This window comes from Massilia rhizosphaerae, assembly GCF_016093545.1.
In the GTDB taxonomy this organism is placed as follows: Bacteria; Pseudomonadota; Gammaproteobacteria; order Burkholderiales; family Burkholderiaceae_D; genus Telluria; species Telluria rhizosphaerae.
Window position 1 is genome coordinate 162,994 of sequence record NZ_JADKYX010000016.1, and the last position, 12,926, is coordinate 175,919.

Consider the following 12,926-nt stretch of genomic DNA (forward strand, 5'->3'; position numbering starts at 1 on the left):
AGCGGACGAACATCAGCGGCTGAACGTGAGCGTATGCACGGGCGGTCCCGGCAACAGCGGCGTCGGCTTCGCGTGCACCCAGTCCTCGTGCCCCTTGAGGAAGTACGGCGACAGCGGGTGTCCGCTCTGCCCGCCCGGCATGTCGAACAATCCCTCTTCCTCGCGCCCCGGCACGACCGTCAGGCGTTCCGACTGCCCGAACTTCGGGCCGGCCACGCGCGGCATGTTGGCGTCGCCCGGCAACTGGTCGGGCGGGACGCTGAGCCAGCGGCGCAGCGCCGGCACGGCGATCGTGAACGGATGCGCGATCGCCGCCGTGTTGCGCCGGCCCCAGGTCGCCTGCGCGAGCGGCGTGCCGTCCTCCGTGAGGTCGGCGATGGCGCGGTCGACGGCGGCCAGTTCCAGGTCCTGCCAGCTGGCGTAGCCGGACGGCAGCCACGCGGCCGGGCGCTCGTCCAGCAGGCGCGCGACGACCTCCGGCCAGCGCGACGTCGCGACGACGATGCTGGCCTTCGGGTCGAGCTTCGCCAGTTCCGCGTCCAGGCCGCCGAACAACAAGTCGTGCAGCGACCACATGAACCCGCGCGCCAGGCGGTAGCCGACGGACGTCGTGCTCGCGCGGCCGTCCCAGCTGCGTTCCAGCAGGCGGCGGAATTCCGCGCGCTGCGGGTGCCGGTCGAGCGCACGGGCGTCCAGCGCGGCCAGCGCGCGGTCGCGCCAGGACGCGATGAACGGCGCGCGGTCGTCGAGCGACGCCTGGAACGCGTCCGCCACGGTCGCCTTCGTCCCCAACCGGCGCACGTCCCCGCTCAACTGATTCACGCGCGCCCCGAGATCGAAGCCGCCGTCGCCGATCGCCTGCGCCCCGTCGCCGGCCAGCTGGCGGCTGTTCGCGGTGACGAGCTGGCCGCCGGCCGGATTCACGACGCGCGGATGCTGGTCGGCCGCGAGCAACCCGTCCCACGTCGGCACGGCGCCGTCGAACGCGAGGGGGAACGACACCGCCCGCCCCCCTTGCGTACGATCGCCCTGCATCCGATTCGGCAGCGCGCCGCCGATGGTCCAGGCGATGCCGCCGCGGTCGTCGCCGAGGACGATGTTCTGCGCCGGGATGCCGTCGGATGCCGCCGCGGCCAGCGCCTCGGCGAGATTCGTCGACGACTCCAGCTTCAGGTGGTTCAGGTTCAGCGCGTCGGGCGAATGGGCGACCCAATGCACCGCATACATCGTCCCCTCGACCGTGCGGATGGGGCCGAGGCTCGTCTCGCGCACCGTCATCGACTGCGCCGGCGCGCCTTTCACGAGCAGCACCTCGTCGTGCGCCACGGGGGTCTCCCAGCCGGAAGGCAGGCGCACCTGGCCCGGGTGCGCCGCGTCGGTGCCGAGGCGGACGAGGTCCAGCGTGTCCGCATAACTGTTCGTGAAGGCCCACGCGACATGGCCGTTGCTGCCGACGATGACGGCCGGCGGCGTCCCCGGCAGGCTCACGCCGACGACGCGGCGCGGCTGCCCGTGCGCGTCGGGAAAGCGCAGCGCCAGGCGATACCACGTGTTCGGCAGTTGCAGGCCCAGGTGCATGTCGTCCGAAACGATGGCGCCGCCGCTCGCGGTGCGCGTCCCGGCGATGGCGTAGTTGTTACTGCCGACGGCGTCCGTGAACGCGATGCCCGCCACCTGGCGCGCGGGCACGGCCTCCTTGCGGCCCCACCAGGCCGGCGCCGTGGACGGGATCGGGGCGGGCGCCAGCGCGACGGCGGGCGCGTCCAGCGGCGTATCCCACCGGCTCGCTTCCGGCAGCAGGAACGCCAGCTGGGCGGGGTCCAGGTGCGCCGCCAGCCAGCCCCGCGCCAACTCGCGCGGCTCCTGGTTGCCCTGCAAATCGAAGTACATGGCCCACACCGCGAGCAGCGAATCGGCGGGCGTCCACGGCCGCGGCGCCGTGCCGCTCAGCAGGTACTCGAACGGCCGCGCAAGGAGCGCGTTCACGCCGTCGTTGACGCCGGCGGCATAGCGGTCCAGCAGCGCGCGCTCGGCCGGCGTCATGCGCTGCAGGACCTGGTCGGCGCGGGCGCGGAAGCGGTGCAGCCGGTGCGCGCGGTCGAGCGGCAATGCCTTGGGTCCGAACAGCTCGGCCAGTTCGCCGGCCGCGCTGCGGCGCAGCAGGTCCATCTGGAAGAAACGCTCCTGGCCGTGCACGAACCCGGTCGCGTAGGCGACGTCGAGCCGGCTGGAACCGCTGATCGACGGCACGCCGTTCGCGTCGCGCTCCACCGTCACGGGCGCCGACAGCAGCGGAGAGTGGCGTGCGCCGTCGAGTTCGGGCAGGCTGGCGCGCAAGGTCATCCAGCCGCCGCCGGCGACGAGTACCGACAGCACGACGATCCCGACCGCGATCCGCCGCCCCCACTTCCACCATCCACGTTGTCCCATGCCGCCCTTCCCTCAGCAAAATATGCATCTTGCCAGAAATTCCACGTCCGGGCGAGTGCGGACATTTCATCTCAAAGGTAGTTCCCTCCACGCGATTGAGCGAGCTTGATGGTCGGAGGCTCCAGTCTTCTAAGCTGGCGACAGACGCGCAGGACGCGCGGGTCGGATGCGGGAGGCGCCATGGTTCAGGTGCGCACTTGTTTGTTCTGCTGGCTGCGGCGCGCAGGCATGTCCGGCGTGCTTGCGTTGGCCGCGTGCACGACGCCGCAGGAGCGCGCGGCACAGGCGCAGGCCGACGTCGAGCGGATGATGGCGATCTACGGGCCGGCCTGCGTCCGGCTGGGCTATGCCGCCCAGTCGGACGCCTGGCGCAGCTGCGTGCTCAATCTGAGTACGAAGTACGATCTGCAGCACTATGGACCGCCTCCGGGCTACTACGGCTGGGGTCCGGGTTACTGGCGGGGCGGCTGGTGGGATCCATACTGGTGAGACGGGTGGCCACCCGGCTTGCGAACTCCGCTTTCGTCACCGCCTCGCGCCGCTCCAGCAAGCGTTCCAGCACCTGCTGGATGTGCCGGACGAGCTCCGGATAGCGCGCATCGGGCGGATGCAGGCTGAAGCGCACGAGCGGCGAGCGCTTCAGCATGGCCGCGGTGGCATCGGCCACGCGCCGCGACAGGATACGCCCGCTGGAGTTGCGCGCCGCATACACGAGCGACGGCGACAGGATGGCGTGCGTGCCGCGGCGGGTGTTTTCGACGAATGGCCGCTGCGGGTCGGTTCGCTTGCTCACGTCGCGCTGTTTGTCGCGCTGTTTGTCGCACTCCCCCTCGCGGTCGGACGTGCCGCGCCGGCTGCGTCCCTCCTGCGCTTCGTCGGAGGCGGTCGGTCCCGGGTCGGTCGGCCCCGTCCAGTCGCGTGAATCGAACTGGCGGTTCCGGCCGGCTTGCCCCGACTGGTTTCCCTGGCTGCTCTGCAACATCCCGCCGCCATACTGGAGGCTCGCGCCGTCGCCGCCGCGATAGCCTTGTGCGTGATGGTGCCGAAAGGCCTTGCCGCGTTCCCGCGCCGGCAGGCAATGGAAATGGCTGAACGTCGTCGTGTACGCGAACGGCGCATCGCGCAAGGCCCGCCATGCGCCCTCGCCCAGCAGCCAGGCGGGCGGCACGAAACCGGTCGGCGTCCAGCCGCGCGCCGCGAACCAGTCGACGCCGAGTTCCAGGCGGCGCCGCGCTTCCGCCTCCGTCAGCGCGGCGAACTCGCCCTCGCGGCGCGTGTAGACGTTGCGCAGGAAGCGGGCGCGCACCCCCCCGCCGCCCGCTTCCGTGTCGAGGTGACTGTAGCCGTGCAGCGCCAGCTCGTCGCCGCGCTCCAGCGCCACGTTCAGGCACGCTTCCATGGCGAGCGATTGCTCGGGACGGAAGTGATAATGGGGCACGACGAGCCAGGTCAGCGGGATGTCCGCCACGGCCCGCACGGCCTCCACGAGACGCAGGCAATCGGACCACGTGGCGGGCGCCACGTCGTGGATCGAGACGCACAGCATCTGCTCGTCGGGAGCCCATTCAATCTGCGACACGGATGCCCTCCCGTTCATGGATCGCCTCATCGATGTCGCCCCGTCCCACATAGGGATAACCGCCCACCAGGGCCTCGTAGCGGCCGACCACCTGCGGCAGGATTTCGTTCCAGTCGTAGCGCTCGACGGCCTTGCGCCGCGCGGCGTGGCCCATGCGCGCCAGGTCGCGCTGGTAGATGGCTTCGATCGCGCCGGCCAGGCTGGCGACGTCGTTCGGCTCGGCCAGGATGCCCGTTTCCGTGTCGACCAGCTCGGCCACGCCGCCTCTGTTCGTGGCGACGACGGGCAGGCCGCACGCCATCGCCTCGAGCACGATGAGGCCGAACGTTTCGCAATCGCCCGGGTGCACGAGCACGTCGCAACTGGCCAGCAGGCAGGCGAGCTGGCGCTGGTCGCGCCGGTACGGGACGTGCGTCACGCGGTCGCAGAACGGCAGCACGCCGCCGCCGCCCACGAGGATCAGGTGGTAAGGATCGCCCAGCTTGCGCACCGCTTCGATGAGCACGTGCAGCTTTTTTTCCGGCGTGAAGCGGCCGGCATAGACGAGCAGGCGCGCGTCCGGCGCAAGGCCCAGGTGGTCGCGCAGCGTGTCGTCGCGGCGCTGCGGACGGAACACGCTGCTGTCGATGCCGAGCGGCTGGTGGACGGCCCCGTGCACGCCGATCGCGTCCAGCTGCTGCACCATGATGCGGCTGGGTGCCAGCACGAGGTCGAACTGGCGGTACAGGTTGGCGAGATAGCGGCAGGTGCCGCGCGCGATCCAGCGCCCGAGGCGGGGCTGCACGAGGCGCGGCAGGTCGGAGTGATAGAAGGCGACGGCGGGAATGTCGTAGCGCTTGCGCATGCGCAGCGCGGCCCAGGCGCAGTGTCCGGCGTCGCCGGCCTCGACGACGTCCGGACCGACGGATTCCAGCAGCCGCGCCGGGCCCTCGACGGACAGCGGCATGCGAAAGCCGTGGAAGCCGGGCACGCCGGCCGATGGTATCTTGACGAGTGCGGGCACGGCGTGGTCGCACGTCTCCACATTGGAACTCATGATGGTGTGCCTGACGCGGCTGCGCCGTGCCAGCCAGTGCGCCTTGGCATTCAGATAGGTGCTGACGCCGCCTCCTTCGGCCGCGTAAAACATCGTGATGTCGACGAGGTGCATGCTTGGGGTCCGGTCAAAGTATCCCCACGATAGCAGCGGAGCCGGTGCGCCGGGTTTGCGCACTGTCAAGCGGACGCCTCCTGCTGCCGGGAACCGGTGCCTGTCACGCATGAGATGGCAGGTCGTCCGGCCGCTGCATCGCGGCCGCGCGCACGTACCGGGCGCTCAGTGCGCGACGATGGTCGGGCTCCCGTCGGGGAGGCCCATTATGCACTGCGCCTGTCGAGCATGGCGCGCGCGATGGTGCCGGCGTCCACATACTCGAGCTCGCCCCCGACGGGGACGCCGCGCGCAAGGCGGCTGACCTTGAGTCCGCGCGCCTTCAGCATTTCGCTGATGTAATGGGCGGTCGCTTCGCCCTCGTTGGTGAAATTGGTGGCCAGCACGACTTCCTTGACCTGGCCGTCGGCGGCCCGTCCCACCAGCTTTTCCAGGTGCAGGTCCTTGGGGCCGATGCCGTCCAGCGGCGACAGCCGGCCCATCAGCACGAAGTACAGCCCCTTGAAGGTCAGGGTCTGCTCGATCATCATCTGGTCGGCCGGCGTCTCGACGACGCACAGCAGCGACCGGTCGCGCTGCTCGTCGGCGCACAGGTCGCAGACCTCGGTTTCCGAGAAGGTGTTGCACATGGCGCAGTGATGCACCGCGTCGACGGCCTGGTACAGCGCGCGCGACAGCATCGCGGCGCCTTCGCGGTCGTGCTGCAGCAGGTGGAAGGCCATGCGCTGCGCCGACTTCGGCCCGACGCCCGGCAGGCGGCGCAAGGCCTCGGTGAGGAAGTCGAGCGATTTGGACATGGGGCTCCTGCCGGACTTACTGCCCGCGCCAGGCGGCCAGCGCCTCGGCGGTCATGGTCGGGATGAACTCGGTGACGGTATAGGTCGCGAGGCCGGCCTGCCCGAACGGATCGCCCTCCAGCGCCGCGTCGAGCTCCGCGCGGCTGGCGGCGTGGGCGATCAGGATGCCGCCGTCGCGCGGCTCCTTGCGCCCCGACATCAGCATCAGCCCGCGCGCATACTGCGCCTCCAGCCAGGCACGGTGCGCCGGCAAGTAGGCATCGATGCGCTCGAGCGGCGCGATATAGTGAAGCGTAACGATGAACATCAGATGAGCATCAGAACGGCATCTTGAAGCCCGGGGGCAGCGGCAGGCCGGCGGTCAGGCCGCTCATCTTTTCCTGCGCGGTCGTCTCGGCCTTGCGCACGGCGTCGTTGAACGCGGCGGCGACCAGGTCTTCCAGCATGTCGCGGTCGTCGCCCAGCAGCGACGGGTCGATCGACACGCGCTTGACGTCGTTCTTGCAGGTCATGATGACCTTCACCAGGCCCGCGCCGGACTGGCCTTCGACCTCGATCTGAGCCAGCTGCTCCTGCGCCTTCTTCATGTTGTCCTGCATGGCCTGCGCCTGCTTCATCAGGCCTGCGAGCTGGTTTTTCATCATGATGCGTTCTCCAAAAAAGTCGGATGGATAAATCGTTTATATCGTTTATATGCGGGCGGACGGATCAGGCCGCGGTCGGGCGCACGGAGCCGGGCACGACGAATGCGTCGAACGTGCGCGCCATCTCCTGCACGAACGGATCGGCGTCGACGACCGCCTCGGCCTCGCGTTGCAGCCGCTCGCGCCTTGCCTTGGCCTCGGCGCTGGCCGTGTACCACGTGGGCGCGATCTCGGTCTCGACGTTCACGCGCACGGCCGGGAAACGCTCCTGCAGGGCCGCGCACAGCTTCTCGCTGTTGCCGCTGGCGCGCAGCGTATCGACCGGCACGCGCAGGCGGAACGTCGCGGCGGCGCCGTCCGCGGCGCACTCGACCAGTTCGGTCTGGAAGGCCAGCTGCTGGGCCACGCCGCGCAGCGGCAGCGACGCCGCCAGCGCGGGCCAGTCGCCGTCCCAATCGATGGCCGGCACGGGCGTGATGACGTAAGCATACGGCGGCGCGGACGGGGCGGCCACGCGCGCGGGCGCCGCCGGCGCGGCCACGGCGGGCGTCTCCAGCGCGACGGCCGTGTCGTCGGAAAATTCGGTGACCCAGGCGGGCGGCTCGTCGTCGGCCACGGCCTGGTCGCTACCCTGCGCCTGGGCCTGGGCTTGGGCTTGGGCCGACATGTGCTGCATGGCCGGCTGCGGCTGGGCCGCGGCGGCGCTGGTGTTCTGCGGCGCAGCGTCCCATGGCGCCGTGGCCGCGGCACGCGCGGCGCTCGATGCCGAGCCGGCAACTGCGCCGGCACCGGGCGCCGATGGCGGGGGCGCAGCGGGCGCGGGCGCGGCAGGTGCCGCGGCGGCCGGCTCGGCGGCCGGGGCCGGGCGCCGGGGCGCGCCGCCCATGCGGGAGCCGGCGCGCGCCGCTTCCAGCGCGGCATCGAGGGCCGCGCGGGCGGACGTCATCGCGCGGCCGGCACCGCCTTGCGCGGCCGGCGATGCGGCCGGCGCGGGTGCGGGAGCGGCCGCGGGTCCGGCTGGCGGAGCAGCGGCGGCCGGGCCGGACGGGCGCGCGGCGGCGGCCGGCTGGGCAGCGGCGGCCGGACGCGCCGGTGCCGCCTGCGGCAGCGTCCGCGCCAACGCGGCCGGCGCGGGCGCCGCCGCCTGCTCGGCACCGCCCTGCCCCGGGCGGAACGCCAGCATGCGCAGCAAGGTCATGGTAAAGCCTGCGTACTCGTCCGGCGCGAGGCCGATCTCGTTGCGGCCGATGACGGCGATCTGGTAATACAGCTGCACTTCCTGCGGATCGAATTGCGTCGCCAGGCGCTGGATGTCGGCCAGTTCCGGCAGGTCGTCCGGGAGCGCCGTCGGCACCGTCTGGGCCAGCGCGATCCGGTGCAGCAACGTGCCCAGGTCCTGCAGGGCGCCGTTGTACGACAGGCTGCGGCTGGCCATTTCGTCCGCGACGGCCATCAGGTCGGCGCCGTCCTGGTTCGCGAGCGCATCGAGCAGGCGCACCAGATAGGACTGGTCGAGCGCGCCCAGCATGCCCTGCACGGCGTCGAGCGTGACGGCGCCGGCGGCGTAGGCGATGGCCTGGTCGGTCAGCGACAGCGCGTCGCGCATCGACCCGTGCGCGCCCTGGGCGAGCAGGCGCAGCGCGGGCTGCTCGAACGTCACCCCTTCCTGGCCGAGGATGTTTTCCAGGTGGCCCACGATGTGACCGGGCGGCATCTGCTTCAGGTTGAACTGCAGGCAGCGCGACAGCACCGTCACCGGAATCTTTTGCGGGTCCGTCGTCGCGAGGATGAATTTCACGTGCTCGGGCGGCTCTTCCAGCGTTTTCAGCATCGCGTTGAAGGCGTGGTTCGTGAGCATGTGCACCTCGTCGATCATATAGACCTTGAAGCGCGCATTGGAAGGCGCGTAGACCGCCTGCTCCAGCAGCTGGGCCATCTCGTCGACGCCGCGGTTCGACGCCGCGTCCATCTCGACGTAGTCGACGAAGCGGCCGGCGTCGATGGCGCGGCACGGTTCGCACTGGCCGCACGGTTCGGCCGTGATCCCGCCCTGCCCGTCCGGCCCGACGCAGTTGAGCGACTTGGCCAGGATGCGCGACAGCGTGGTCTTGCCCACCCCGCGCGTGCCGGTGAACAGATAGGCGTGGTGCAGCCGTCCGGTCCGCAAGGCATGGGTCAGCGCACGGACGACGTGCTCCTGGCCGACCAGCGTTTCGAAGTTCCGGGGACGGTATTTGCGAGCGAGGACTTGATAGGACATACCGGGATTTTACCGTAGACCGGCGTGGGCGCGGCAACATTAGACGCTCATCGGGAATTCCCCTACACTGGTGTTTTTATTTCAATTAGGAAAAATGAAAAAATCACTGTGCATACCGCTGATGTTCGCTTTCCTGCTGCCGGCGTTGCCGGGCCATGCCGCCGAGCGCGAATGGATCCCGTATCGCAAGCTGGTCGACATCGTCAAAGTGGACAAGTTCGACGCCCTGCCCCCGGCCGAGCGCGACAAGGTGATCCTGTATGCCAAGCTGGTGCCCGTGAACAAGGCGATCTCGCCGCTGGACGCCGGTCTCGTCGTCGTGGACGGCGCCAGCCGGACGCCCATGCCGCTGGACGCCGGCGGCCGCGCGCGCATGGTGCTCAACAAGCAGTGGCTGGCCGACGACGCGCAGATCTGGACGAGCCTGCCCAAGGGCGAAAAGATGCGCATGGGGTTCGACCTGGGCGCCGTGCTGCCGGAGACGACGCAGTGGCGCTACGCGACGGTGATGGGCGCCATTCCCCAGACCAATGCCGCGATCGGCAAGGTGGCGGGCATGCTGAGCCTGTTCGTGCCCACGATGAAGTCGGTGATCTTCAAGTTCGACAAGCCGGCCCAACTGACCATCAAGACCGCCGCCGGCGACAAGCACTATGTCAGCGATGCCCGCAACCACCTGAAGCTCAATCTCGACGAGGGCCTGCTCAAGGAGAACCCGATGATGGAATGGTCGGCGCGTCCACTGGAAGCCGAGATCGACGATTGAAGGCGCCGCGACAAACAAAAACAGCTGCCGCGGCAGCTGTTGAAGTAAGTAGGCGAGCCTGATCTGCGGCACTTGCGGTGAACGGCTTTGGCTGCTTCGTTCCCGACCTGACCAGGTAAACCATGCCACAATGCGCAGGGGCCCGCCAGCTCGCATTATAACCGCTAACGGGCATGCCGGCAAACCGCCATGCCCCCATGCCGGAAGTCACAAACCCAACTGCTCCCAGATGGCGTCCACGCGCGCCTTCACGTCCGGTGCCATGACGATCGGCGTCCCCCACTCCCGATTAGTCTCGCCCGGCCATTTATTAGTCGCATCGATACCCATCTTGCTGCCCAGACCGCTGATGGGTGACGCGAAGTCGAGATAGTCGATCGGGGTATTGTCGACCATGACCGTGTCGCGGGTCGGATCCACGCGCGTCGTGATGGCCCAGATCACTTCTTTCCAGTCGCGCACGTTGACGTCTTCGTCCACGACGACGATGAACTTGGTATACATGAACTGGCGCAGGAAGCTCCATACGCCGAACATCACGCGCTTGGCGTGGCCGGCATACTGCTTCTTCATCTGCACGACGGCCATCCGGTAACTGCAGCCTTCCGGCGGCAGGTAGAAATCCGTGATCTCGGTGAACTGTTTTTGCAGCAGGGGCACGAACACTTCGTTCAGCGCGACGCCGAGGACGGCCGGCTCGTCGGGCGGCTTGCCCGTGTAGGTCGAGTGGTAGATCGGGTCGCGCCGCATCGTGATGCGGTCGATCGTGAACACCGGGAACCAGTCCTGCTCATTGTAATAGCCCGTGTGGTCGCCATACGGCCCTTCCAGCGCGTGCTCGAAGCCGGACGGGTGGCTCTGATCTGGATAGATATGCCCCTCGAGCACGATCTCGGCCGACGCCGGCACCCGCAGCTCGCTGCCGATGGCCTTCGTCAGGACCGTCCGCTGCCCCCGCAGCAGGCCGGCGAACTGGTATTCGGACAGCGTGTCGGGCACGGGCGTCACCGCGCCGAGGATCGTGGCCGGGTCGGCGCCCAGCGCCACCGCCACCGGGTACGGCTGGCCGGGGTTGGCGATGCAGTGCTCGCGGAAATCGAGCGCGCCGCCGCGGTGCGCAAGCCAGCGCATGATGACCTTGTTCGGCCCCAGCACCTGCTGGCGGTAGATGCCCAGGTTCTGGCGCTTCTTGTTCGGGCCCTTCGTGATCACGAGGCCCCAGGTGATCAGCGGCGCGACGTCGCCCGGCCAGCAATGCTGGATCGGCAGACGGGCGAGATCCACGTCCTGGCCTTCCCAGACGATCTCCTGGCATGGCGCCCCCTTCATTTCCTTGGGCGCCATGTCCCAGACGGCCTTGACGAGGGAGCCGAGGTCCATGATGTCGCGCAAACCCTTGGGCGGCTCCGGTTCCTTGAGACGCGCCAGCACGTGACCGATGCGGCGCAACTCGCCGACGTCGTCCGCGCCCATGCCCAGCGCCACGCGGCGCGGCGTCCCGAACAGGTTGGCCAGCACGGGGATCGGATACGGTGTGCCGCTGGCATCCACCGGCTTGTCGAACAGCAGCGCCGGCCCGCCCGCGCGCAACGTACGGTCGCACACCTCCGTCATTTCAAGATTCGGTGAAATAGGCGCGGATACGCGCTTGAAGTCACCGATTTCTTGCAACTTAGCAATAAAATCCCGTAAATCAGAGTAGTTCATTGAATTTTTAATTCTTTTTTACATCTTTTGAGGAGTGCTAACAATCGCCGGCAAGTGGTTGATTTGCCAAGGAATTGATGAGCGCCTGGGCGTCCTTTAGATCCAAAAGTAATAGAACGCTTAAGTGCTAGTATTGACTTGATATAAACGAGCTTCTACAATCCGCCGTACAAATTGAGACGGGCCCGTCCAGCACGTGATTCTAGCCGGTCTCATTCTTTCACGGGGTCGGGGCCCCAGCGACATTTTAGGAGTGTTTTCACTGGGCGTCTGCCCAACCAACCCCGAGACAGTTGTTAGCCACTGGGCGCCTCCACTGCAGCGCTGCCCAGCTGATGCAAGCAATGACGGCGTTCCTCGACCGCTGCGAGCGGCGACGGACGGTTTTCTGATGCACGGTACGAGTACGCTCGAACGCTGCGCTCACGCGCTGCGCCGGGGTGGCTTTGTCCGCGACAAAGGAGAGACGATGATCCATCGATTCATCGGCACGAGCGCAAGGCTCGTCCAACAGATGGCCAGCCAGCCAGTCACGTGGTCTTCCGTGATGAAAGCGGCACGCGGTGTTCTGACCACCGCACGACATACCTTGACCGTATTCGGTCTTTCCGCAGTAGCAATGATTGCCCTGCTGTACAGCCGCCCCGATTTTGCGAAACGGGTGTCGGATTTCCTGAACCCGCACCAGAGCGTTCCGGCGCCGGTGGCGGCCAATGCGCCGGTCCAGCTCGTGGCCGCACGCGACACGAACACCGTCGCGACCGCCAGCGCGGACGACAAGGCCAAGAGCCGTTCGACCCGTCAGCAGAAGTACGTGACGGACTGGCTGGCGCGCCGTTACCGCGTGGCCGGCGACGCCGCCAACATGTTCGTCTCGACGGCCTACAGCACGGCACACGAGATCAAGCTGGACCCGCTGCTGATCCTGGCCGTGATGGCTATCGAGTCGGGCCTGAATCCGTTCGCGGAAAGCCCGATGGGCGCGCAGGGCCTGATGCAGGTGATGTCCAAGGTCCACAGCGACAAGTTCCAGCAAGTGGGCGGTTCGAAGGCCGCCCTGAATCCGGTCACCAACATCCGTGTCGGCGCGCAGATCCTGAAGGACTACGTGAACCGCACGGGCTCCGTCGAAGGCGCGCTGAAGAGCTACGTCGGCGCCGGCGCGGCCGATGACGACTCCGGCTACGGCTCCAAGGTCCTCACCGAATACAAGCGCCTGAAGCAGGTCGCCAGCGGCAAGAACGTCCCGATTTATTTCCCGCCGGCCCAGCCCGCGGTCCCGAGCACGACGCTGAAGACCGTCAGCACGCAGCCGAAGCCGGACGCCCCGTCCGTCGTGGCGGCGCACGGCGACAGCCAGAACGGCGAAACCGTCGCCGGCCTCTGAGCCCGTACCCTTCCTGGTCGAAAGCCACCGTTGGCGCAAGCCGCGGTGGCTTTCATTTTTTTACACGCCGGGATGCGCAATCGAGTAGGGGGCGGGGTTACCCCCGCCGCCCTCTCACACCACCGTACGTGCGGTTCCGCATACGGCGGTTCATTCAACACACTGGAAGCGCTGCCGGGTGTCCAGCAACGAAACCAACCCAAGCG

At 68.3% G+C, this 12,926-nt stretch carries 10 protein-coding genes and 1 other RNA gene; 2 read left to right on the forward strand and 9 right to left on the reverse strand.

Translation table 11 applies throughout. The features are described 5' to 3' along the window. Positions 1 to 12: 12 nt before the first annotated feature. From ISF28_RS21710 to ISF28_RS21740, 7 genes are all read right to left on the reverse strand, one after another. Positions 13 to 2,430, reverse strand: a complete 2,418-nt coding sequence (locus ISF28_RS21710) for a penicillin acylase family protein (RefSeq protein ID WP_198119261.1) — start codon at positions 2,428 to 2,430, stop codon at positions 13 to 15. Between the two features lie 382 nt (positions 2,431 to 2,812). Next, positions 2,813 to 4,027 (reverse strand): DUF2334 domain-containing protein, encoded by a 1,215-nt coding sequence (locus ISF28_RS30635; protein ID WP_229519266.1) that lies wholly within the window; start codon positions 4,025 to 4,027, stop codon positions 2,813 to 2,815. Beyond that, positions 3,996 to 5,159 carry a glycosyltransferase gene (locus tag ISF28_RS21720; protein WP_198119262.1) on the reverse strand — a complete coding sequence of 388 codons (1,164 nt, stop codon included), beginning with the start codon at positions 5,157 to 5,159 and terminating at the stop codon, positions 3,996 to 3,998. Before ISF28_RS21720 ends, ISF28_RS30635 begins: the two co-directional genes overlap by 32 nt. Before the next feature lie 206 nt (positions 5,160 to 5,365). Further along, entirely contained in the window at positions 5,366 to 5,956 is a 591-nt protein-coding gene (gene recR / locus ISF28_RS21725) for a recombination mediator RecR (RefSeq protein ID WP_198119263.1), read from the reverse strand. A gap of 16 nt (positions 5,957 to 5,972) precedes the next feature. After that, entirely contained in the window at positions 5,973 to 6,263 is a 291-nt protein-coding gene (locus tag ISF28_RS21730) for a YciI family protein (RefSeq protein ID WP_198119264.1), read from the reverse strand. Positions 6,264 to 6,273: 10 nt separating this feature from the next. Further along, positions 6,274 to 6,600, reverse strand: a complete 327-nt coding sequence (locus tag ISF28_RS21735; protein WP_198119265.1) for a YbaB/EbfC family nucleoid-associated protein — start codon at positions 6,598 to 6,600, stop codon at positions 6,274 to 6,276. Positions 6,601 to 6,664: 64 nt separating this feature from the next. Then, positions 6,665 to 8,860, reverse strand: coding sequence for a DNA polymerase III subunit gamma/tau (locus tag ISF28_RS21740; RefSeq protein WP_198119266.1), 2,196 nt, complete (start codon positions 8,858 to 8,860; stop codon positions 6,665 to 6,667). Between the two features lie 94 nt (positions 8,861 to 8,954). Here ISF28_RS21740 and ISF28_RS21745 point away from each other — a divergent pair, with 94 nt between their 5' ends. Next, positions 8,955 to 9,626, forward strand: coding sequence for a hypothetical protein (locus ISF28_RS21745; RefSeq protein ID WP_198119267.1), 672 nt, complete (start codon positions 8,955 to 8,957; stop codon positions 9,624 to 9,626). 48 nt (positions 9,627 to 9,674) lie between these two features. Here the strand turns inward: ISF28_RS21745 and ffs are convergent. Together ffs and ubiD are read right to left on the reverse strand one after the other, a co-directional pair. After that, positions 9,675 to 9,773: signal recognition particle sRNA small type (gene ffs / locus ISF28_RS21750), an RNA gene on the reverse strand. A 60-nt stretch (positions 9,774 to 9,833) separates the two neighbouring features. After that, entirely contained in the window at positions 9,834 to 11,333 is a 1,500-nt protein-coding gene (gene ubiD, locus ISF28_RS21755; protein WP_198119268.1) for a 4-hydroxy-3-polyprenylbenzoate decarboxylase, read from the reverse strand. 514 nt (positions 11,334 to 11,847) lie between these two features. Here ubiD and ISF28_RS21760 point away from each other — a divergent pair. Next, a complete protein-coding gene (locus ISF28_RS21760) occupies positions 11,848 to 12,720 on the forward strand; it encodes a transglycosylase SLT domain-containing protein (protein WP_370663481.1) in 873 nt (290 codons plus the stop codon). The last annotated feature ends 206 nt before the right edge of the window (positions 12,721 to 12,926 follow it).

Bases quoted from the DNA above. Each gene is read 5' to 3' on its own strand.
- ISF28_RS21710 (WP_198119261.1), bottom strand. From the start codon at position 2,430: ATGGGACAACGTGGATGGTGGAAGTGGGGGCGGCGGATCGCGGTCGGG.
- ISF28_RS30635 (WP_229519266.1), bottom strand. From the start codon at position 4,027: ATGAACGGGAGGGCATCCGTGTCGCAGATTGAATGGGCTCCCGACGAG.
- ISF28_RS21720 (WP_198119262.1), bottom strand. From the start codon at position 5,159: ATGCACCTCGTCGACATCACGATGTTTTACGCGGCCGAAGGAGGCGGC.
- recR (WP_198119263.1), bottom strand. From the start codon at position 5,956: ATGTCCAAATCGCTCGACTTCCTCACCGAGGCCTTGCGCCGCCTGCCG.
- ISF28_RS21730 (WP_198119264.1), bottom strand. From the start codon at position 6,263: ATGTTCATCGTTACGCTTCACTATATCGCGCCGCTCGAGCGCATCGAT.
- ISF28_RS21735 (WP_198119265.1), bottom strand. From the start codon at position 6,600: ATGATGAAAAACCAGCTCGCAGGCCTGATGAAGCAGGCGCAGGCCATG.
- ISF28_RS21740 (WP_198119266.1), bottom strand. From the start codon at position 8,860: ATGTCCTATCAAGTCCTCGCTCGCAAATACCGTCCCCGGAACTTCGAA.
- ISF28_RS21745 (WP_198119267.1), top strand. From the start codon at position 8,955: ATGAAAAAATCACTGTGCATACCGCTGATGTTCGCTTTCCTGCTGCCG.
- ubiD (WP_198119268.1), bottom strand. From the start codon at position 11,333: ATGAACTACTCTGATTTACGGGATTTTATTGCTAAGTTGCAAGAAATC.
- ISF28_RS21760 (WP_370663481.1), top strand. From the start codon at position 11,848: ATGGCCAGCCAGCCAGTCACGTGGTCTTCCGTGATGAAAGCGGCACGC.